This is a genomic window from Bradyrhizobium sp. USDA 4473 (assembly GCF_054063335.1).
Window position 1 is genome coordinate 7257773 of sequence record NZ_JBSSGE010000001.1, and the last position, 20206, is coordinate 7277978.

Consider the following 20206-nt stretch of genomic DNA (forward strand, 5'->3'; position numbering starts at 1 on the left):
GAAGAATGGATTCCGGGCTCGCGCTACGCGCGCCCCGGAATGACACCTAGACATGGTCGTAGTCGACCACGACCTTCTCCGAGCACGGCTTGGCTTGGCAGGTGAGGATGAACCCCGCCTTCAGCTCCCACGGCTCCAGCGAATAATTCAGGTCCATCGGCGCCTCGCCCTCGATAAGCTTGGCGCGGCAGGTCGAGCACATGCCGCCCTTGCAGGCAAACGGCAGGTCCATGCCGGCGCGCAGCGCGGCGTCGAGGATCGATTCGCCGTCGGCGACCGGGACTTCGCGGCGCTTGCCGTCGATGATCAGTCCGGCGATCGCCTTCGGCGGCGCGCCGGTGGCAACGACGATTTTCGGGCGCGGCTTGCCGCCGAATTCCGACACGAAGCGCTCGACATGGATGCGCTCGTCGGCGATGCCGATCTCGCGGCAGGTCGCCTCGATGGTCTCGCTCATCGCGGCCGGCCCACAGATGAAGACGTGATCGACGGTTGCGGCCGGCACCAGCGAGCGCAGCAGCACCCGCACCTTGTCGCCGTCGAGCCGGCCGTGCAGGATCGGGATGTCCTGCTCCTCGCCCGAGATGACGTGGAACACCGACAGCCGCTGCATGAAGCGGTCCTTCAGTTCCTCCAGCGCCTCGCGGAACATGACGCCTTCGGTCGAGCGGTTGCCGTAGAACAGGAAGAAGCGGCTATTCGGCTCGCGCGCCAGCACGCCCTTGATGATCGAGAGGATCGGCGTGATGCCGCTGCCGGCGGCGAAGCCGACATAGGTCCGCGCCTCGCCGGGCGCATGCGCGACGCCGAAGCGGCCGGTCGGCGTCATCACGTCGAGCTGGTCGCCGGCCTTCAGCTCGTCGGCGGCCCAGTTCGAGAATGCGCCGCCGTCGACCTTCTTCACCGCGATGCGCAATTCGCCGTCGTCGGGACCCGAGCAGATCGAATAGGAGCGACGGACTTCCTCGCCGTCCATCGTGGTGCGCAAGGTCAGGTACTGGCCCGGCGTGAAGCGGTAGTCGTCGTGCAGATCGTCGGGGATCGCGAAGGTCATCGAGACGGCGTCCGACGCCTCGCGGCGCAGATCGCTGACGGACAAACGGTGAAAGCGCGGCGCAAGGGACATCAGCTATCTCCGCCGTCATTGCGAGGAGCGAAGCGACGAAGCAATCCATCGCTCCGCGAGCGAGGAAGCATGGATTGCTTCGCTTCGCTCGCAATGACGGGGTGCTTGTTGATAGCCTCGAGCATGGTCAATGACACTTGAAGTAATCGAAGGGTTCACGGCAGCTCTTGCAACGCCACAGCGCCTTGCAGGAGGTCGAGCCGAATTCGGACAGCAGCTCGGTATCGACGGAGCTGCAGTGCGGGCACGCCACCTGCTGCTGGCCGAACAGCGCGCGGCGCGAGGAGCCGGGCTGTGGCGGCGCGATGCCGTAGTCCCAGAGCTTGCGGCGGCCGTCCTCGCTCATCCAGTCGGTGGTCCAGGCCGGCGACAGCACGGTGCGCACCTTCGGCGCGTGAATGCCTTCGCGCTCCAGCGCGAGTTCGATCTCGAGCGCGATCATGTTCATCGCCGGGCAGCCGGAATAGGTCGGCGTGATCGCGACCTCGACATGGCCGTCATGCACCGCGACGTCGCGCAGCACGCCGAGATCGGCGATGGTCAGCACCGGGATTTCCGGATCGACCACCTGTGCGGCCGCGCGCCAGGCGCGCCGGCGCAGATCGGCATCGCTGAGCGCGACGGTCACCATGTGGCCCCCGGGAAGGTCCGCTGCAGGGATTGCAATTCGCTGAGGAGATGGCCGAGATGCTCGCTATGGCTGCCGACGCGGCCGCCCTGCTGCATCCAATCGCTGTTCGGCAACGCCAGCGTCGCCTCGTTGACGATGCCGCTGACGGTCTTCAGCCAGCGCGACTTGAGCGTCGCCGGATCGATCGCGATGCCGGCATCGATCAGGCCGCGTTCGCCGTCGTCGACCGCGAACATCTCGCCGGTATAGGCCCAGAGGTCGTCGATCGCATGCTGCGCGCGGCGGTGGCTCTCCTCGGTGCCGTCGCCGAGCCGGACGATCCATTCCGACGAATGCCTGACGTGATAGGCGCTCTCCTTCTCCGACTTCGCCGCGATCGCAGCAAACGTCGGATCGGAGGACGCCATCATCGCGCGCCAGTAGAGATCGGCGAATGCCGCGTAGAAGAACTGCCGCACCATGGTGCGGGCAAAGTCGCCGTTCGGCTGCTCGACCAGCAGCAGGTTGCGATACTGCCGGACGTCGCGCAGATAGGCGAACTTGTCCTCATCATTGCCGCGGCCTTCGACCTTGGCGGCATAGGTGTAGAGCTCGCGGGCCTGGCCGAGCAGGTCGAGCCCCATATTGGCGAGCGCCATGTCCTCCTCCATCGCCGGCGCATGGCCGCACCATTCGGACAGCCGATGGCCGAGGATCAGCGCATCGTCGGCGCGGCGCAGCGCGTAGAGCACCAGCGGCGTTTCGGAGACTTCGATATTGGCGGTTGCCATGTTCTCTATTCCACCTGCATCCACTTGCTCGACGTCATCCTGAGGAGCCTGCGCAGCAGGCGTCTCGAAGGATGGGCTGCGATCACGATCCGGGCGTCATGGTTCGAGACGGCGCTAACGCGCCTCCTCACCATGACGGGTGAAATTCACATATGCCCGACTTCGTCGGGGACGTCGTAGAAGGTCGGGTGGCGGTAGATCTTGGACTCCGCCGGCTCGAACATCATGCCCTTCTCGGCCGGATCGGACGCGGTGATCGCGTTCGACGGCACCACCCAGATCGACAGCCCCTCGCCGCGACGGGTGTAGATGTCGCGCGCGGCCTGTATCGCGAGCGTCGAGTCCGCTGCGTGCAGCGAGCCGACATGCTTATGCGCGAGGCCGTTGCGGCTGCGGATGAAGACTTCCCAGAGCGGAACGTTCGGCGTGGCCATAGCGGCGCTCCTCTATTCGGCAGCTTGCGCGAGCTGGCGGCGCTTGCGCTTCTCGGCATAGGCCATCGCGGCCTCGCGCACCCAGGCGCCTTCCTCATGCGCCTTGCGGCGCGCGGCGAGGCGATCGCGGTTGCAGGGGCCGTTCCCGGCCAGCACCTGCTTGAACTCGTCCCAGTCGATCGGGCTGTGCACCCAATTGCCGTTCTCGTTCTGCTTCATGCCGGGATCGGGAATCGTCAACCCGAGGAACTCGGCCTGCGGCACGGTGGCGTCGATGAATTTCTGGCGCAGCTCGTCGTTTGAGAAGCGCTTGATCTTCCACTTGGTCGAAGTGTCGCTGTGCTGGCTGACCTGGTCGGGCGGGCCGAACATCATCAGCACCGGCCACCACCAGCGGTCGAGCGCATTCTGCGCCATCGCCTTCTGCTCGGCGGTGCCGCGGCACAGCGTCACCATGATCTCAAAACCCTGGCGCTGATGGAATGACTCCTCCTTGCAGACGCGGATCATCGCGCGCGCATAGGGGCCGTAGGAGCAGCGGCACAGCGGGATCTGGTTCATGATCGCAGCACCATCGACCAGCCAGCCGATGGTGCCGATGTCGGCCCAGGTCAGCGTCGGATAATTGAAGATCGAGGAATATTTCGCCTTGCCCGAGAGCATCGCATCGACCAGCTCCTCGCGCGAGGTGCCGAGCGTCTCGGCGGCGGCGTAGAGATAGAGCCCGTGGCCGCATTCGTCCTGCACCTTGGCGAGCAGCGCGGCCTTGCGGCGCAGCGACGGCGCGCGGGTGATCCAGTTGCCCTCGGGAAGCATGCCGACGATTTCGGAATGGGCGTGCTGGGAAATCTGCCTGGTCAGCGTCTTGCGATACGCGGCGGGCATCCAGTCGTTCGGCTCGATGCGCTCGTCGGCGTCGATGCGGGCCTGGAACTGATCGGCACGGGCAACATCCTCGACGCCGCGATCGTCGCCGTCGGATGAGTTGAGCGCCTGCGTGTACATGGCCGACCTCCCAGTGTGTTGTTAGGCAGCAATATATAACACAATTTTTGAAACGCAAGATATTTTTGTAATATGTTCAGACGCCCTCGAAACGTCGCGCCACCGCCCCGTTGGGCTTCGGCAGCGGCCCGTCCTCGTTGGTCGCGTGATCGTCAAGCCATTGTTCCGACGCGGGAAGCAGCCCGCGATAGATCTCGCCGCAGAGCTTGCGCGCAGCCCTGCCCGGCCAGTCCTTCGGCAATAGCTGATACGGCAGCAGCGGATCGCGCAGCACGACCCGGCGGTAATGGTGGATCAGCAGGATGCGCGCGGTGAAGGCGTCGGCGTCGCTCAGTCTCTCGCCGCGCATGATCGCACCGTGCAGCGGCTCGAACGTCTTCATGAACTTCAGATAGGCGTCCGCGGTGCGATCGAGCGGCCAGCTCGCGCTGAGCAGCCGGCGCCCGCTGTCGTCCTCCGCGGAGACTTCGAGACGGATCGCGCGCGACGCTTCATCCGGGATCGGCACGCCCGACGGCGCGACCCACACGCCCGGCAGCGGGCTGCCGAAGCCGGCATTCTTCAACGCCTCGCGCGCGGCGTCGCGGTCTTCGGCATTGCCGATCAGGAGCAGCTCGAAGCGGCCGGTCCAGTCCGACGGCGGCGGATCGTAGATGTGCCGCGTCGCGGTGTCGAAGGTCTGCCGTCCCCGGGCGTTCAACCGATAGAAGCTGTTGCGGCCGACCTTGCTGCGCTCGAGCCAGCCGTCGGCCGCCAGCCGCGACATCGCGGTGCGCACCACATTGCCGTCGATGTCGAGCGACTTGAAGAATTCGAGCAGCGTGCCGAGCCACACCGCGCCGCCGCGCGGCACGATGGAGTCGCCGAACACGGTGATGATGATCGAGCCGGTGCGTGACGGCTCGCGCTTCAGCTGATCGACGATGCGGGCAAGCGGCTGTGGCATGCCGCAACGCATAGCGCGTTTTGTCGAGGAACGACAATGTCGCCGCTCTGGCTTCTCCCTCGCCACCCTCTTGCGGAGAGAGGGTTGGGGTGAGGGGCTGCCTCCGCGCTCACGGTGAAAGACGACTCGCGGAGACTCCCCCTCACCCGGATCGCATTGCGCTTCGCTTCATGCGATCCGACCTCTCCCCGCAAGCGGGGCGAGGCAAACAAAGTCAGCGGTTGGGATCCGGATAGACCAGGCTGCGCCAGCCGCTGCGGTCGAACGGCGCCCACTCGCCTTCCTTCTGCGCGAGGCGATCGGCGACCGCGTAGACCACCGCCGGGTGATGGCCCATGCCGCAATGGCTGCTCTCGACCTCGATGCTGTCGGTCATCGACGAGGCCTGCTCGCGGCAACCCTGCCAGGCGCAGACGCCGTCGGTGCGGCTGAAGATCGCGGTGGTCGGCACCGGCGGTGCGCTGGCGAGCGAGCCGCCGAAGCGGGAATCCTCCTCGTCGGCGCGGCGACCGCTGGCCATCTCGTAGACGCGCCAGGCATTGGTCGATTTCGGGCCGGCGGCGAACGGGCTGCCGAGCGTGATCACCTGGCGCACGCGTTCCGGCATCATCTTGGCGAGCTGGCGCGCATACAAGCCGCCGAGGCTCCAGCCGACCACCGAGACCTTGCGACCGGTCGTCTCGTTCATCTCCTGCAGCAGATCGACCATCCCGTCCTGCACGCCGGCGCGAAGCCCGAGGTTGCGGCCCTGGCGCCAGCCGCTGACGGCGTAGCCCTTGCTCCCCAGGAAGTCGCGCAGCGGGCGCGTCGACAAGTCGGAGGCGATCAGTCCGGGCAGCACCAGCACCGGATGCCCATCGCCGCGCGGCGCGAGGCTCAGCAGCGGCAATGCGCCGAGGAAGGCACCGAGCTCGTGAATGGCGCGGCCTTCCAGAAACATCAGCGTCCTGGACGGCGGGCGTAGCGTCTGCGCAGCAACGGACATTTCAGCTCCTGTTCCGGCGCCGTGGTGACGGCCGGCAATGGGATCATCAGGTGAGTCAATAGGGTTGACGCAAACCCGGCGGAATCGTTCCGCAACGCAACAAACGATCATGAAAAGCTAGGGAACCGATCACTTTCGTGCAAGCGGTCCAGGTCACACTTGCCACAACTAATGTGGTCGCCGTGCCCAATCGGTCACAGCAGGCGCAGCGCATATTCCAGCGTGTAAAGCGCAAGGCCGGCAAGCCCGCCGATCAGCGAGCCGTTGAAGCGGATGTATTGCAGGTCCTTGCCGACATTGACCTCGATGAGCGAGATCAACTGCTCCATGTCCCAGCTCTTCATCTGGTCGGCGATGAAGCTCGAGACGCCGCTCTTCTGTTCGGTAACGACCGTGCGCAGGATCGCGACCAGGCCCTGATTGATTTCGCTGCGCAGGTCCGCATCGCCGTCGAGCGCATCGCCGGCCTCGACGAACATACGCGCCAGCTGATGCTGCAACACCTGCGACTCGCCGGAGGCGCTGCGCGCGATGAAGTCCTTGACGTTGGCCCAGACGGTGCGCCCGAGATTGGCGAGCTCCGGCCGCGCCAGCAGGTCGCGCTTGAGCCCGTCGATCCGATCGGCGAACGCCTTGTCGCTGCCGAGCCGGTCGACGAACGACAGCAGCATGCGGTCGAACTCGCCGCGGAACGGATGCTGCGGATCGTTGCGCACCTCCTCGAAGAATTTCGTTGCCGAGGCGATGATCCGGTTCACCACGAACTTGTCGGCACGATAGAGCCTGAGCAGCGTCGGCATCTCGGCGCGGACCTTGTCGCGGATCACGGTCATGGTCTCCTGCTGCGTCAGCGTCTGGTGCAGCACGCGCAAGAGGTCGTCGAGCAGCCCGCCATGCCTGCCCTCCTGCACGAAGCCGCGCAGCGCGCCGGCTGCGAGCGGCGCGAGATCGATCGAGAGCACCTGCGTGGTGACGCGGCGGCTGATGAACTGCATCAAGCCCGAGCTCTCGGTCGCCGCGAACGCTTCGGGCAACATCCGCAGCACGAAGCGCGCGAGGTCCTCGGAGCGTTTGCGGTCGCGCAGCCAGTCGGCGATGAAACTGCCGAAATCGATCTCGCGCAGCTTGGCCTCGACCGGTCCCGACTCCAGGAAATTGTTCTCGATGAATTCGCCGAGCTTCTCGGCGATCCGTTCCTGATTGCTCTGGATGATCGCAGTGTGCGGGATCGGCAGCCCCAGCGGCCGCTTGAACAGGGCGACGACGGCATACCAATCGGCGAGCCCGCCGATGGTCGCAGCCTCGGCAAAGGCGGCGATGAAGCCGAAGGGCGGATGCACCGGGAGCAGGACCTTCGACGCAATGAAGACGATGAGGGTCGTCGCCAGCACGCCGGTCGCCAGCCACTTCACGCGGCGCAGTTCGGCGGCACGTTCGGCATCGACGGGGGTTGCGATGAGGGCGGCGGGAAGGGTCATGGGAATTGAGGAAGCTCGCGCACGGGCACAACACTAGCCGTCATTGCGAGCGAAGCGAAGCAATCCATTTCACCGCATGCGGAGAGATGGACTGCTTCGTCGCTATCGCTCCTCGCAATGACGGCAGGCGCGACATCAACGATGTATGAGAAACGCCGCCAAAAAAGAAGGCCCGCGAAATGGCGGGCCTTCGAAAAGGGCAGTTGTCAGTGCAAGCGCGATCAGGCGGTCTTGCCGTAGACCTTGGCGAAGTTGTCCTGCGCGGTCTTCGCACCGTCGCTGACGAGCTTGCCGAGATACTCCGACGTGGCCTTCGCCCGCGAGACGAACAGTTCGCCACGCGCACGGACCAGGTCCGACTGGATCTGGGCGGCTTCGCTCAGCGATTTGGCCGACGCGAGCTTGTCGATACCGGCGAAGAACGCCTCGGCGTCCTGGTAGATCGCCTGCTGGATGTTGCGGCTGATCTTGGCGGCTTCGGTCACCGAACCGGCAACGGCGGTCTCGATCACGTTGGTCACCTTCTCGGAACCGGCATAGGCATCGGCAGCGCGGGTCTTGGCGGCCTCAGCCTGCTTCTTCACGAACTCACGGGCGGCTTCCGGAACTTCCAGGTTCTGGAGCTTGGTGAACGCCTCGGTGACGGGCGCGAAGGCTTCCTTGACGCTGTTCAGCACGGAATTGGTTTCAGTGGTCATTGGGGTCTCTCTCCATCCTCAGATTTGAGCTATGGGCTCACCCCGTCCGGATTGGCCCGGGGCAGCGGTGTTATGGCACACCCCATGGTGCGTCGCAACATTGATGTTGCAGCGCGACATCACGAATTCGTGAACAGCATGAATATCCGGCAGATTGCCTGCGGAACCGGCAGCCAGAGGTGTTTAAGCACCTCCAACCGCGGCCGGCAGCCCATACGCCTCCATCTGCGCCCGGACCTGCGCCACATTATGCCCGAGCACGACGATGTCGTGGGTCTTGCCCTCGACATCGCGGACATGGTCGCGCAGCAGGGCCTCCGCCTTGAAGCCGAGGCTTTCGAACAGCGCGATCGCGGCCCGCTGGTCGACGGTCATCTGCACCGAGAACTTCTCCAGCCCGGCGCCGAGGGCAATGGCGAACGTCTCTTGCGACAGCGCCCGGCCGACGCCCTGGCCGCGCACGTCTGATGACACCACCATCCGGATCTCGCCGACATGCGGCGACCAGGAATGCGGATCGCGCACCAGCGTGCCGCAGCCGACCACTTTGCCGTCCTTGATCGCGAGCAGGCTCGTGATGTCGCCGCGCTCGATCTCGTTGATCCAGGCCGACAGCACCTTGGGCTGGCTGATGTTGCGCGGCAGGAACAGCAGGTCGTGCGTCGGCAGCTTTTGCGCGAAGGCCTGCACCGCGGCCTCGTCGGCCCGCTTCATCAGGCGGAACCCGATGTCGCCGGCCTCGGTCTTGACGTGGCGCGGATAGGAACGTTGTTCGGTCATGTCGATCTCTCTCAAGTCGACCCTTCTCAGGTCGATCTTTTGCCCAACCAGGAGTCCAGCTTCGGCCACAGCCGCTTGATTGCATTGGCGCCGGCGACCAGCGAGACGTGACCGCCTTTCAGCATCACCTCCTCCTTGTCCTCGGAGCCGATCTTGGTGATCAAATGCTTTGCCGCGTCATACGGCACGATGTGATCGTGCTCGGCGACCGCGTGCAGGATCGGCACCTTGATGTCGGCAAGCCTGGCCGGCCGGCCGCCGACCGTCATGGTGTCGTTGTAGAGCTTGTTGTCCCACATCAAATCCTTGGTGATGGCGCGGAAATACTCGCCGGCGAGCGGCAGCGTGTCGGTCGCCCAGCGGTCGAACATCCGGTACGACTTGACGAACTCGTCGTTCCAGATGTTGTCCCACAACTGGATCTGGCCGACGACGCGCGCGGCCGGCCGCAGCATGTCGAACGATTGCAGGATCAGCTCGGGCGGCATGTTGCCCGTGCTGTCGATCAGCCGATCGACGTCGAAATAGCGGCGGTCGGCGAAATTGGAGAACAGCTTCATCTCGCGGAAATCGATCGGCGTGGTGAAGCAGATCAGGTTCTTCATCGGCCCGTCGTTGAAGATCGCGCCATAGAGCAGCGACAGCACGCCGCCGAAGCAATAGCCGATCACCGAGACGTCCTTCTCGCCGGAATCCTGCTGCACCCGGCGGACCGATTCCGGGATGAAGTCGAGGACATAGTCCTCCATGCGCAGCGATTTCTCCTCGGGCTTCGGCGCGGTCCAGTCCAGCATGTAGACATCGAAGCCGCGCTTGAGCAGGAATTCGATGAAGCTCTGCCCCGGCACCAGGTCGAGGATATAGCCGCGGTTGGTGGTCGCCATCACGATCAGGACCGGCACGCGATAGACCTCACTGGCCTGCGGCCGGTAGTGATAGAGGTTCATGGTGCCGCGCGAATACAGCACGTCCTTCGGTGTCTCGCCGAGCGAGGGCCCGGAGCTCGAGAAATACTCGACGCCCTTGATGCTGCGCTGGATCGCGCGCTGCACCTCGGACTGCACCCGCTCGGAGATCGAGGCAAAATCAAACGGGGTGGGCGCATTCATTTGCTGCCTCCCTCCGCTGGCGGCTGCCTGGTGCGCGGCGGCCGTGGCGTTGCGCCGTGGCCGTCATCCGGCGCCAGCGAATTGTGGTGCACCTGCTGCAGCAGCGTCTTGATCTCGTTGAGCTGGTTCTCCATCGATTGCAGGCGTTCGGCCATGCCGACGAGCTGGGAGCGGCTCGGCAGGTTCATCGCCAGCAGATATTTCTCCATCAGCTCGCCGAGCTGCTTCTGCGCACCAGCCGCGACGCCGCCGGCCTGATTCATCACCTTGGAAAATTCAGGCGAGCTCATCAACTGATTGCCGAAGGAGTTGAACCCCTTCTCCATCTCGCCAATCATCGTCTGCCAAATCACGGCAGGGTCGTTGCCCTTGTCGGCCATGCGGCGCTCCTCCACACCAATTGCGAGCGCTTGCCGCGCTTCCACTTGTTTGTGCCATACGACACTGTTGCCGATGATCGGTCAACAGTGCGACACGCCCGGCGACGTCGGAGCCCTTCTGCGCTGCGTCAATCCGTGGCATAGAGGTTGCTGACCGCGACACCAGCAGGGGACGCCCGTGACCACGCTCGCCCATCAGCCGCCGCAGCTTGCCCGCGCCAACGGCATCGACATCTGCTACGAGGTTTTTGGCGAGGCGCATTCCGAGCCGCTGCTGCTGATCATGGGCCTCGGCGCCCAGATGATCCATTGGGACGACGAATTCTGCCGCCAGCTCGCCGCGCGCGGTTTTCGGGTGATCCGATTCGACAACAGGGATATCGGCAAATCCTCCCGCATGAGCGGCGGCAAGCGGCTGACCGCGCTCGAGCTCATCAAGCTGCGCTTCCTGAAAATTCCGGTCGCGGCGCCCTACCGACTGGCCGACATGGCGCGGGACACGATCGGCCTGATGGACGCGCTCGGCATCCGCAAAGCACATCTGGTCGGTGCCTCGATGGGTGGCATGATCGCGCAGGAGGTTGCGATCACCTTTCCCGAGCGCGTGCTCTCGCTGACTTCGATCATGTCGACGACGGGCAATCCAAAGATCCCTGGGCCGACCCGCGAGGCGACCGCGGTACTGATGGCGCCGCCGCCGAAGAGCAAGGAAGAATACTTCGTCCGCTTCGGGCAGACCTGGAAGGTGTTGCGCAACGGCTCGTTCCCGGAAGACGAGGCGCTCGATGCCGAGCGCGCGCGGCGCACCTTCGAGCGCGGCCTCAATCCGGAGGGCGTCGGTCGCCAGTTGCGCGCCATTCTCTCCTCCGGCAGCCGCAAGGAGCGGCTGCGCAGCGTCAAGGCGCCGACCCTGGTGATCCACGGCACCGTCGATCCGCTGGTGCATCCCGAAGGCGGCCGGGACACTGCAGCCTCGATCCCGGGCGCAAGGCTCCTGATGATCGAAGGCATGGGCCATGCCCTACCGATCCCGATGTGGCCAGAGATCATCGACGCCATCGACAAGCACGCACACGGGGCGGCAGCGAAGGCAGCGTGAGGGCCGGTATCTCCCGGTAACCATGTGAGCCGGGAGTGCGTTCTTCCGGGCGCGGCATAGACGCTGTAGAGAGCGCTATCCATCGCTCAGCCACCGGGAGCAACCAGATGAAGACCTTGCTTCGGCCGCGGACAGCCGTCGCCGCCCTCCTCCTCGCGCTCGCATCGTCGTCCGCGATGGCCGCCACCAGCGAGGCGCAGCAGGAAGCCAACCGCAAGGCGGTGCTGGCGTTCTACGAGAAAGGGCTGAACCAGAAGGATGCCGACGCGGCGCTCGCCTATGTCGGCAACCGCTATGTACAGCACAATCCCGGCGCGGCCGACGGCGCCGAGGGCTTCCGCAAGTTCATCGCCTTCCTGCGTGAAAAATTTCCGAACTCGCACAGCGAGATCAAGCGCTCCTTCGTCGATGGCGACTACGTGATCCTGCACGTCCACGCCGTCCGCGAGCCCGGCACCCGCGGCAACGCGATCGTCGATATCTTCAAGCTCGAGGACGGCAAGATCGTCGAGCATTGGGACGTGGTGCAGCCCATTCCGGAAAATCCGGCGAACAGCAACACGATGTTCTGAGGCGACCGCTGGGCCAAAGGCCGCCCCGGATTCCGGGCTAGAGCCCCGTTCCGATAGAATCGGAACGGGGGCTCTAGATTCTTGTTGTGACGCGTTTTCTTCACGCGAACCGGTATCCACTTCGCTCGAAAACGCTCTTAGTCCTTGGCCGCGATCCAGATCACGTGGCGGACGCCGCGGCCTTTTCCGGTGGCGCGGACGGCGATCTCATTGACCGCGAACCCGGCCCGGGACAGCGATTTCGGGAATTTTGCGTTCGGCCCGGACGACCAGACGGCGAGCACGCCGCCGCGTCGCAATGCGGTGTGCGCCAGCTTGAGCCCGGAGACATCGTACAGCGCGTCATTGGCCTTGCGGGTCAGGCCCTCGGGGCCGTTATCGACGTCGAGCAGGATGGCATCGAAGCTGCGCGGGTGGCGCTCGATGACGCCGGCAACGTCTTCCTCCTGGATGCTGACGCGCGGATCGCTCAGGCTGTCGCCGAAGATCTCCGCCATCGGACCCCTCGCCCAGGCAACGACCGCCGGCACCAGTTCGGCCACCGTGATCTTCGCGTCTTGTCCGAGCACTTTGAGCGCAGCCCGCAAGGTAAAGCCCATGCCGAGGCCGCCGATCAGAAAATGCGGCTTTGCGACCTGCTCGATCTTCTTCGCCGCAAGCGTCGCCAGCGCCTCTTCCGAGCCCGACAGGCGGCTGTTCATCAGCTCGTTGGTGCCGAGCATGATCGAGAATTCGCGGCCCCGCCGCATCAGACGCAATTCACCGTCGGTGCCGGGAATGCGCGCGGTATCGATCTTTTCCCATGGAATCATGCGGCGGCTTGTAGCATGGGCGGCACCTCTGCCGTAGCCCGGATGGAGCCAACGGGTCGCGCGAACGCGCGCCCGATGACAGGCTCCGTGCAATCCGGGGCAGTGTCAATGCGGAGCGACGGCCCCCGGATTTCGCTTCGCTGCATCCGGGCTACAAAGGCGGGAAACTACCCACCGGCCCAGACGTCGAGCACGTAGCGATTCCCTGTCCCCATCTCCTCGATCCAGCGCGCGGCAGCATCGGCATCGGTGCCGGTGTACTCGCGATAGATCGACATCAACGTCGCCTTGACGTCGGGCTCCATCTTGCCGCCGTCGCCGCAGACATAGACGATCGCGCCGTTCTGGATCAGCTCCCAGACCCGGTCCTTCTGCGCGGCCAGGAGGTGCTGCACATAGATCTTCGGCCCATCGGTGCGCGAGAAGGCGGTGAAGAGCTTACTGACGCCGTCGGCGGCGAACGCCTTCAGCTCGTCCGCATAGATGAAATCCTGCTCGGGATGGCGGCAGCCGAAGAACAGCATCGCAGGGCCCAACACAGCACCCTGTGCCTTGCGCGCGGCGCGCTCCTGCAGGAAGCCGCGGAACGGGGCCAGGCCGGTGCCAGGCCCGATCATGATGACCGGCACGGCGTTGTCGTCGGGCAAGCGGAAGCCGGCCTTGGTCTCCTTGATGGTGGCGTGGATGGTGTCGCCGGCGCGGCGGCGCGCCAGATAGTTCGAGCAGATGCCCTTGTAGATGCCGCGGCCCGAGCTTGCGGGCGCTTCGACGACGCCCACGGTGACGCTGCAACGCTGCGCCTCGCCCGCCGGTGACGACGAGATCGAGTAATAGCGCGGCGCCAGCAGCGACAGCATTTCGAGATAGAGGTGGAACGGCAGCTCGCAGGCCGGATATTCCTCGAGCAGGTCGAACACCGATTTGCGTTTTCCCAGCACCTCCGTCCGGTAGCGCGCCGCCGATGCCTCGTCGTCGCCGACATAGGCCATCAGCTTCGGCTTGGTCACCGGGCAGCGGGTGTGCTCTGCCATGATCTGGATCTGCTTGCGGGTCGCGACCTGCTGCAGCTCGACGAACTCGGTGAGCAGCCGCCCGACCGACACGGCGTTGCCGACCGGCAATTGCGCGCGGCGGCCTTTCGAGACTTGTAAACGGATCTGGTCGGCCGGCAGGAAGCCGAACCGGCGCGCGACGGAGTCGACCAGGGTCGGATCGTTGCGCGGCACCACGCTGAGATGATCGCCGACGCGGTATTTCAGATTGGCGGGCAGCTCGACCTCGATATGCCGGGTCGAGCGTTCCGACGGATGGGCTCCGTCCTTGGTCTGCAGCTCGGTGTTGGCGAGCACCTTCATCGGCACCGCGCCGCCCTGGGTCACGATGGTGTTGACCGCGCCCTGCGCCACCGGCTCGATCGCGTAGAGCGGCTCGTCCTCGGCGGTGCGGGTGAAATTCCAGTCGATGCCGAATTCCTTGGTCGCGACCTTGGCCGCCTCCGGGAACCATTTCTGGAACTGGCCGTCGAGATCGCTGCGCGCATCGCCCTCGCCGCGCGGATAGACCGCGCGGGCGCCATGTTTGGTCAGCTGCTCATCGATGAAGCGCGGCACCGACTGGTAGGTTGCCGCCCAATCGCTGTTGCCGCAGCCGAACACGGCGTAGCGCACCTTGGCGAAGGCGTCCTTCGGCAGGTCGCTCTCCAGCCATTTGACGAACTGCGTCGCGTTGTCCGGTGCCGCGCCATTGTAGGACGCGCAGATGATCAGGACACCACCCTCTTCCGGCAGCTTGCCGACATAATCGTCAAGCGGGCCAAGGCGGGTTGCAAACCCGTTGATCTCCGAGAGATCGGCCATGCGGGTCGCCAATTCCTCGGCCGAGCCGAGATTGGAGCCATAGAGCACCAGCATCGGCGTGTCGTGGCCGGGACGCGTGGTCGGCGCGCGCTGAGGCTTCGGCGCGGCCGCAACCGCGCCCGCGCTGCCGGCGAACGCGCCGCGATCCCTGTCGTCGCGCAGCCGCACCTTGATCCTGAAGCCGTCGGGCTTGACGGTCAGCGTCTCCTTCAGATGCATCTGATAGCGATGCACGTCGATCAGCTTGAAGCGCTGCAGGATCATCCCGATCGCCAGCGCCGCCTCGTGCATGGCAAAGCCGCGGCCGATGCAGGCGCGCTGGCCGTTGCCGAACGGCTTCCAGGCATTGATCGGCCGCTTGGCCTCGGCCTCGCGGCTGAAGTTCTCGGGATCGAACACATCAGGGTTCGGGCCCCAGACCGAGGGGTCTCGATGCAGCGCCATCACCAGCACGGTGATGAAGGTGTTCTTCTTCAACTTGTATTTGCCGCCGATCGTCTCATCGGCCAAAGGCGCAATGCCGTAAGCCGGCGCCGGCGGCCACAGCCGCAGCGCCTCCTTCAGGCATTGGGTGACGTAGGTGAGCTGCGTCACCTGCTGATAGGTCGGCTTGGCATCGAGGTCGGGACCAAGGACGCGATCGACCTCCTCATAGGCCTTCTTCAGCACCTCGGGATGCTTCAGCAGCGCGTAGATCGTGCACGACAGCAGGCCAGAGGTGGTCTCGTGGCCGGCGATCAGGAAGGTATTGATCTGGTAGCGGATGTTGACGTCGTCGAGCTGCTCGCCGGTTGAGCGGTCGACGCCGGTCATCATTGCGGCCAGCATGTCCTTCTTGTCGTCGGTCACGTCGGTATTGCCGCGCCGCTCGGCGATGATCTCGTCGACCATCTTGTTCATGAAGGCGACGTCGTCGGCGAGCATCTTGCGCCGCTTCTGCATCCACAGCCCCTCGAGCGGCAGGCCGCGGGTCATCATGATGGTCTCGAGCGAGCGCACCAGCGATTCCACGAACGGGTGGTAGTCGCGACGGTAGAACGAATTGAAGCGGTAGTCGAAGCCGCACAGCCCGATGGTATCGAGCGTCAGCGCCGTCATGTCGTGGACGACCTCGATCTCCTCGTCGGCGTTGAGCCGCTCCCATTTCTTGACCAGCTGCTCGGCGATATCGACCATGCTCGGGTGATACGACTGCATGGCGCGGTTGCCGAACGGCTGCATCAGGATGTTGTGCGCCTTGCTCCAGTTCGGCTCCCTGGTGTCGGCGGTGAACAGCCCGTCGCCGCCGACTGCACGCACCCGGCGCAGCGAACCGCGCACCGCCTTGTCGAAGCGTTTCTCGTCGGACAGCTCGTCGACGAGGTCGTGGCCGGACACGATCACGATCGGCGCGCCCATCATGTCGAGCCAGAAGATCGGGCCGAGTTCCTTGGAGAGCTTCACCAGATGCTGCACCGGCGCGCTTGAATCCAGCGACAGCATGTTGCCGACCACCGGCTTTGTCGGCGGTTGCGGGATCGGACTCAGTCTGTTGCCGGACGCCATGTCGAGATTGCCCCCTACCTTGTCTCAACCGTCATTGCGAGCGAAGCGAAGCAATCCATCGTGCCGCAAGCGGATAGAATGGATTGCTTCGTTGCTTCGCTCCTCGCAATGACGGCCAGGAATTACCCGAACCGCTTTCTGCGCCATTCGATCAGCTTGGCGCTGACCTCGTCAGGCTTTTCCTGCTGCGTCCAATGGCCGCTGTCCTTGACCAGATATTTTTCGAGGTCCGGCACCAGTCGCTCCATGCCATCGGCGGCCGACGGCGGCAGCACCGCGTCGTTCTCGGCCATGATCATCAGCGACGGCACCCGCACGTGATGATCGAGCCCGGCCGAACGCTCCCAGTTGCGAGTGAAGTTGCGGTACCAGTTGATGCCGCCGGTGAAGCCGGTCTTGCTGAAGGTGTCGACGAACACCTTCTTCTCGTCGGCGGACAGGATCGGCGTCCGCGGATCGTGCCTGGCGTCGTAATTCGCGATCATCTGCGGAAACGCCAGATTGAGCCGTGCCGACGCGCCGACGCCGGCGACCGGCTGCTCCTCCGGCGCGCCGGGCGGGCGGGCAGCCGGCTTGCGCATGAAGGCGTCAAAGGTCTGCTCGACCCGGCTGCTGAAAATCCGGTCCGGTTCGCGCCCCGGATCCTGGAACTGGACGATATACATCTGGTCGCCGAAGCGCTGGCGGAACAACGCGATCGGATCGACAGGCGCCCGATCCCAATGCGGCGTGTTGACGCCGACGACTCCGGCGACCCGCTGATGATGTCTGAGCGGCATCTGCCAGACGACGAAGCCGCCCCAGTCGTGACCGACGAAGATCGCCTTGTCGATCTTGAGATGATCGAGCAGGCCGACCAGATCGCCGGTCAGATGCTCCATGTCGTAGGCCTCGACCGGCTCCGGCCGGTCGGTCGCGCCATAGCCGCGCTGATCCGGCGCGATCACCCGGATGCCGGCGTCGCCCAGCGCCTTGATCTGATGGCGCCAGGAGAACGCCAGTTCGGGCCAGCCGTGGCACAGCACCACCGGCGGCGTGTCGGTGCTGGGGCCGGCTTCGTAGAAGCCCATGCGGATGCCGTTGGTCTCGGCGAACTGCAGCGGTGGCATTTCGATCATTGTGAAATCCTATTCGGCCGCGCCCTTGATGTCCGCAGGCGGAGGCGCGAACGCCGCCTCGAGTGCATCGAACTCGAGCGGCAGCATGTCGCACATCACCTGCACGTGGGGAATGATGTTGGCACCGACGATGAAGCCGAAATCGAGCTGATCGCGGTAGCTCTGCACGGTGATGTTGAGCGCAACGCCGTGGGTCGAGATCGAAACCGGGAAGATATGCAACAGCTCCGCTCCCGCCGCATACAGCGTCTGCCGCGGCCCCGGCACGTTGGAGACCGTGATGTTGGTCGCCGGCGGCAGCACGTTGGAGAGGTCGGAACGGCTGTAGAGCAGCGCCATGATCTGCACCAGGATCGGTGCGCCGAGCATGGAGATGTTGGAGACCTGCGGCATCAGGGCGCGCAGCGGATGCGACATCTCCTTGGACTTGGTGGACTGCGCGATGATGGTCTCCAGCCGCTTCCTGGGATCCTCGATGTCGGTCGCGATCGAGCAGATCATGCCGAACACCTGGTTGTTGGATTCGGCATTGCCCTCCTCGCGCAGCGAGATCGGCACGCCGGCGGTCAGCGACTTGTTCGGCAGCGCGCCCTGGCTGATCAGATAGCGCCGCACCACGCCGGAGGCGAGCGCCAGCACGACGTCGTTGAGCTTGCCGCCGGACGCTTTCGCCAGCGCCTTGGCGCGCGACAGCGAGATCGAGGTGCCGGCAAAGCTGCGCTCCGACGAGATCGCCTTGTTGAGGATGGTCGGCGGCGAGGACATCGCCTGCAGGCTCTCGCGCGAACGGGGATCGGCGACCTTGGCGACGACGTCGGACAGGCTCTTCATCACGGTCGGCATCGAGCCCGCGAACTTCACCGCGCTCTCGATCTGGAACATGGCGTTGTCGAACAGGATCGAGCCGAGGTCGCTCTTGCCGGAGCGCGGCAGTTCCAGGCTCTTCTGCGCGGCGGCGGCCGCCTCGAACGGCTGGGTCCAGAGCTGCTGATAGGCATCGATCAGGTTGGCCGCGATGTCGCGCGGCTCCTGCGCGACCTTCTTCGCGCTCGGCGGCTCAATCTCGCGCGGCACCGGCGTCAAATCGTAGATCATGCTGGTCAGCGCGGCACCTGCGCCGCCGTCGATGCAGGCGTGGTGCATCTTGGAATAGAGCCCGATCTCGTTGTCCTTCATGCCCTCGAAGACGTAGAATTCCCAGAGCGGGCGGGCGCGGTTCAGCAGCTTGGCGTGCATCCAGCCGACGATGCGCTCCAGCGTGGCACGGTCGCGCGGCGCCGGCAGGCTGGCGCGGAAGATATGGCGGTCGATGTCGAACTGGTCGTCCTCGACCCACGACGGATGATCGATATCGAGCGGCGCCTTCTGCAGGCGCGCCTTCAGGATCGGCGCGATGTGCAGCCGCGAGGCGATCATCGCCCTTGAACTCCTCGAAGAAGTCGCCCTTGTAGCCGTCGGGCAGGCGGAAGATCGCCATGCTGCCGACATGCATCGGCATTTCCGGCGTTTCCAGATAGAGGAACGATGCGTCCAGCGAGGACAGCTTCTTGGCGTCGCTCATGATCTCCTCCCGAGAACCAACTCACGCGGGCGCCTTGAGGCGCTTCTCGTCGTTTGGTTAGGATAGTGCCTGTTCTGCCGGTCCGTAGGCAATGGCAAAGGGGCCGGACCGGTCAAAATGCCGGAATTCGCCTTCCGGCTGCGCCAGCCGGTCCGCGATCGCCCATAGCGCTGCGGGGTTGACGCCGAGGCCGAGATGGCTCGCCAGATGCACCTCGATGTTCTCGGCGGTCGCCGACGGCCGCACCCGCGAGGTCCGCCAATTCACGATGCCGTCGGTCCGGGAATAGATCGAGGTGGCCGGCACCGGCATGTCGCCGGCGATCGCGGCGCGGACATCCGGGATGTCGTCCACGCCCTCGCCGGACAAGAGCTCGTAGAGCCGGGTCGCATTGGTGGCGCGGATGTCGTCGGCGAACGGACTGCCGAGCGTAACGATGCAGCGCACCAGCTCGGGCATCTGCAACGCCAGATCGCGCGCATAGACGCCGCCGAGGCTCCAGCCGATGATCGAGACCTTGCGCCCGGTGGCCTCATGAACCCGCTTCAGCAGGTCGCGCAGTGCACCTCGCCTGCTGGAAACCCCGCCGAAATTACGGCCCATGTTCCAGGCGTAGGCGTCGTGGCCAAGCTCCTTCAGATAGCGCCGCATCGGCGCCATCGACAGGTCGCTGGCGAGGAAGCCGGGCAGCGCCAGCACCGGATGACCGTCGCCCCTCGGCGCCTGCATCAGGAGCGGCGACAGCAGCAGGCTCGAATTGAGCTCGAGCACGCCGCGCGCTTCCGCCAGCATCAGGAACAGGCTGGGCGGGCGCAACCGGCGTTCGGTCCGATCAACGCTCCTGGCCATGTCGGTCACTATTTCTTCTTGCTCGCGCCGCCGAAGCCGGCCATCGCCACGAACATGTCCTGGAAGCGCTCGGCGAGCTTGGGATCGAAGGTGAACCAGCTCTGCATCAGCGATTCCGGCGAAATCTTCTCGATGTTCGACAGCATCTGCTGCTGCAGCTTGTCCATGACGGCGGTCTGCATCGGCGCCACATCGGGCAGGCCGAAGAATTGCCGCGCTTCGAGGGGCGTACAATCTATCTCGACGTTGACTTTCATATCCGCCTCCTCAAATGCGCCGTGACCCGGTTCAGTATCGCCGCGACGGGGTGCGTTGCGCAAGTCGGCCCCGGCCGTCCGAAGATGCAGTCGGCCTCAATCATCCGTTATGGTCAACCAAACTGTCTTGCAGCGACCGGCATCGGCAGCGCGCGCCGCAGATCACTCCCGTGCCCCGCACGCAGCACTCCGAAA

At 65.0% G+C, this 20206-nt stretch carries 19 protein-coding genes and 1 pseudogene; 2 read left to right on the plus strand and 18 right to left on the minus strand.

The window, feature by feature from the left end:
* Positions 1-46: 46 nt before the first annotated feature.
* The 12 genes from paaE to ACVW17_RS34155 all read right to left on the minus strand — a co-directional run bounded on the left by paaE (position 47) and on the right by ACVW17_RS34155 (position 10342).
* Entirely contained in the window at positions 47-1126 is a 1080-nt protein-coding gene (gene paaE, locus ACVW17_RS34100) for a 1,2-phenylacetyl-CoA epoxidase subunit PaaE (RefSeq protein ID WP_456798420.1), read from the minus strand.
* A gap of 127 nt (positions 1127-1253) precedes the next feature.
* Entirely contained in the window at positions 1254-1757 is a 504-nt protein-coding gene (gene paaD, locus ACVW17_RS34105; protein WP_456798421.1) for a 1,2-phenylacetyl-CoA epoxidase subunit PaaD, read from the minus strand.
* Positions 1751-2527, minus strand: coding sequence for a 1,2-phenylacetyl-CoA epoxidase subunit PaaC (paaC, locus tag ACVW17_RS34110; protein ID WP_456798422.1), 777 nt, complete (start codon positions 2525-2527; stop codon positions 1751-1753). The genes paaD and paaC overlap by 7 nt, the downstream gene beginning before the upstream one ends.
* Before the next feature lie 146 nt (positions 2528-2673).
* The gene (gene paaB / locus ACVW17_RS34115; RefSeq protein ID WP_456798423.1) at positions 2674-2961 is read right to left on the minus strand and encodes a 1,2-phenylacetyl-CoA epoxidase subunit PaaB; all 288 of its coding nucleotides are present in this window, start codon (positions 2959-2961) and stop codon (positions 2674-2676) included.
* A 12-nt stretch (positions 2962-2973) separates the two neighbouring features.
* Positions 2974-3966 (minus strand): 1,2-phenylacetyl-CoA epoxidase subunit PaaA, encoded by a 993-nt coding sequence (gene paaA, locus ACVW17_RS34120; RefSeq protein ID WP_456798424.1) that lies wholly within the window; start codon positions 3964-3966, stop codon positions 2974-2976.
* A gap of 76 nt (positions 3967-4042) precedes the next feature.
* Positions 4043-4912, minus strand: coding sequence for a phenylacetic acid degradation operon negative regulatory protein PaaX (paaX, locus tag ACVW17_RS34125; protein ID WP_456798425.1), 870 nt, complete (start codon positions 4910-4912; stop codon positions 4043-4045).
* Positions 4913-5126: 214 nt separating this feature from the next.
* Positions 5127-5897, minus strand: coding sequence for an esterase/lipase family protein (locus ACVW17_RS34130; RefSeq protein WP_456798426.1), 771 nt, complete (start codon positions 5895-5897; stop codon positions 5127-5129).
* 194 nt (positions 5898-6091) lie between these two features.
* Positions 6092-7375 carry a DUF445 domain-containing protein gene (locus ACVW17_RS34135; protein ID WP_456798427.1) on the minus strand — a complete coding sequence of 428 codons (1284 nt, stop codon included), beginning with the start codon at positions 7373-7375 and terminating at the stop codon, positions 6092-6094.
* Between the two features lie 221 nt (positions 7376-7596).
* Positions 7597-8073, minus strand: a complete 477-nt coding sequence (locus ACVW17_RS34140; RefSeq protein ID WP_194455579.1) for a phasin — start codon at positions 8071-8073, stop codon at positions 7597-7599.
* Between the two features lie 183 nt (positions 8074-8256).
* On the minus strand, positions 8257-8853 hold the full coding sequence (locus tag ACVW17_RS34145) for an N-acetyltransferase family protein (protein ID WP_456798428.1): 597 nt from the start codon (positions 8851-8853) through the stop codon (positions 8257-8259).
* 26 nt (positions 8854-8879) lie between these two features.
* On the minus strand, positions 8880-9962 hold the full coding sequence (locus tag ACVW17_RS34150) for a PHA/PHB synthase family protein (RefSeq protein WP_456755975.1): 1083 nt from the start codon (positions 9960-9962) through the stop codon (positions 8880-8882).
* Positions 9959-10342, minus strand: coding sequence for a hypothetical protein (locus ACVW17_RS34155; protein ID WP_456755976.1), 384 nt, complete (start codon positions 10340-10342; stop codon positions 9959-9961). Before ACVW17_RS34155 ends, ACVW17_RS34150 begins: the two co-directional genes overlap by 4 nt.
* Before the next feature lie 178 nt (positions 10343-10520).
* Between ACVW17_RS34155 and ACVW17_RS34160 the strand changes: the two genes are divergently transcribed.
* Together ACVW17_RS34160 and ACVW17_RS34165 are read left to right on the plus strand one after the other, a co-directional pair.
* Positions 10521-11441, plus strand: coding sequence for an alpha/beta fold hydrolase (locus tag ACVW17_RS34160; RefSeq protein ID WP_456798429.1), 921 nt, complete (start codon positions 10521-10523; stop codon positions 11439-11441).
* A gap of 176 nt (positions 11442-11617) precedes the next feature.
* Entirely contained in the window at positions 11618-12013 is a 396-nt protein-coding gene (locus tag ACVW17_RS34165; RefSeq protein ID WP_456756589.1) for a nuclear transport factor 2 family protein, read from the plus strand.
* 137 nt (positions 12014-12150) lie between these two features.
* On the opposite strand, the gene ACVW17_RS34170 is transcribed toward ACVW17_RS34165, so the two are convergent.
* The 6 genes and pseudogenes from ACVW17_RS34170 to ACVW17_RS34195 all read right to left on the minus strand — a co-directional run bounded on the left by ACVW17_RS34170 (position 12151) and on the right by ACVW17_RS34195 (position 20011).
* Positions 12151-12825 carry a spermidine synthase gene (locus ACVW17_RS34170; protein ID WP_456755978.1) on the minus strand — a complete coding sequence of 225 codons (675 nt, stop codon included), beginning with the start codon at positions 12823-12825 and terminating at the stop codon, positions 12151-12153.
* A gap of 167 nt (positions 12826-12992) precedes the next feature.
* The gene (locus ACVW17_RS34175; RefSeq protein WP_456798430.1) at positions 12993-16226 is read right to left on the minus strand and encodes a bifunctional cytochrome P450/NADPH--P450 reductase; all 3234 of its coding nucleotides are present in this window, start codon (positions 16224-16226) and stop codon (positions 12993-12995) included.
* A gap of 122 nt (positions 16227-16348) precedes the next feature.
* Positions 16349-17344 carry an alpha/beta fold hydrolase gene (locus tag ACVW17_RS34180; RefSeq protein ID WP_456798431.1) on the minus strand — a complete coding sequence of 332 codons (996 nt, stop codon included), beginning with the start codon at positions 17342-17344 and terminating at the stop codon, positions 16349-16351.
* Positions 17345-17353: 9 nt separating this feature from the next.
* Positions 17354-18905, minus strand: a pseudogene (locus tag ACVW17_RS34185) (WS/DGAT/MGAT family O-acyltransferase).
* A gap of 57 nt (positions 18906-18962) precedes the next feature.
* Positions 18963-19754 (minus strand): esterase/lipase family protein, encoded by a 792-nt coding sequence (locus ACVW17_RS34190; RefSeq protein WP_456798432.1) that lies wholly within the window; start codon positions 19752-19754, stop codon positions 18963-18965.
* Positions 19755-19762: 8 nt separating this feature from the next.
* The gene (locus ACVW17_RS34195; protein ID WP_018270495.1) at positions 19763-20011 is read right to left on the minus strand and encodes a DUF6489 family protein; all 249 of its coding nucleotides are present in this window, start codon (positions 20009-20011) and stop codon (positions 19763-19765) included.
* Positions 20012-20206 lie beyond the last annotated feature (195 nt).

What these genes read in the sequence shown, in the direction of transcription:
- paaE (WP_456798420.1), bottom strand. Translation starts at nt 1,126, where the DNA reads ATGTCCCTTGCGCCGCGCTTTCACCGTTTGTCCGTCAGCGATCTGCGC.
- paaD (WP_456798421.1), bottom strand. Translation starts at nt 1,757, where the DNA reads ATGGTGACCGTCGCGCTCAGCGATGCCGATCTGCGCCGGCGCGCCTGG.
- paaC (WP_456798422.1), bottom strand. Translation starts at nt 2,527, where the DNA reads ATGGCAACCGCCAATATCGAAGTCTCCGAAACGCCGCTGGTGCTCTAC.
- paaB (WP_456798423.1), bottom strand. Translation starts at nt 2,961, where the DNA reads ATGGCCACGCCGAACGTTCCGCTCTGGGAAGTCTTCATCCGCAGCCGC.
- paaA (WP_456798424.1), bottom strand. Translation starts at nt 3,966, where the DNA reads ATGTACACGCAGGCGCTCAACTCATCCGACGGCGACGATCGCGGCGTC.
- paaX (WP_456798425.1), bottom strand. Translation starts at nt 4,912, where the DNA reads ATGCCACAGCCGCTTGCCCGCATCGTCGATCAGCTGAAGCGCGAGCCG.
- ACVW17_RS34130 (WP_456798426.1), bottom strand. Translation starts at nt 5,897, where the DNA reads ATGTCCGTTGCTGCGCAGACGCTACGCCCGCCGTCCAGGACGCTGATG.
- ACVW17_RS34135 (WP_456798427.1), bottom strand. Translation starts at nt 7,375, where the DNA reads ATGACCCTTCCCGCCGCCCTCATCGCAACCCCCGTCGATGCCGAACGT.
- ACVW17_RS34140 (WP_194455579.1), bottom strand. Translation starts at nt 8,073, where the DNA reads ATGACCACTGAAACCAATTCCGTGCTGAACAGCGTCAAGGAAGCCTTC.
- ACVW17_RS34145 (WP_456798428.1), bottom strand. Translation starts at nt 8,853, where the DNA reads ATGACCGAACAACGTTCCTATCCGCGCCACGTCAAGACCGAGGCCGGC.
- ACVW17_RS34150 (WP_456755975.1), bottom strand. Translation starts at nt 9,962, where the DNA reads ATGAATGCGCCCACCCCGTTTGATTTTGCCTCGATCTCCGAGCGGGTG.
- ACVW17_RS34155 (WP_456755976.1), bottom strand. Translation starts at nt 10,342, where the DNA reads ATGGCCGACAAGGGCAACGACCCTGCCGTGATTTGGCAGACGATGATT.
- ACVW17_RS34165 (WP_456756589.1), top strand. Translation starts at nt 11,618, where the DNA reads ATGGCCGCCACCAGCGAGGCGCAGCAGGAAGCCAACCGCAAGGCGGTG.
- ACVW17_RS34170 (WP_456755978.1), bottom strand. Translation starts at nt 12,825, where the DNA reads ATGATTCCATGGGAAAAGATCGATACCGCGCGCATTCCCGGCACCGAC.
- ACVW17_RS34175 (WP_456798430.1), bottom strand. Translation starts at nt 16,226, where the DNA reads ATGGCGTCCGGCAACAGACTGAGTCCGATCCCGCAACCGCCGACAAAG.
- ACVW17_RS34180 (WP_456798431.1), bottom strand. Translation starts at nt 17,344, where the DNA reads ATGATCGAAATGCCACCGCTGCAGTTCGCCGAGACCAACGGCATCCGC.
- ACVW17_RS34190 (WP_456798432.1), bottom strand. Translation starts at nt 19,754, where the DNA reads ATGGCCAGGAGCGTTGATCGGACCGAACGCCGGTTGCGCCCGCCCAGC.
- ACVW17_RS34195 (WP_018270495.1), bottom strand. Translation starts at nt 20,011, where the DNA reads ATGAAAGTCAACGTCGAGATAGATTGTACGCCCCTCGAAGCGCGGCAA.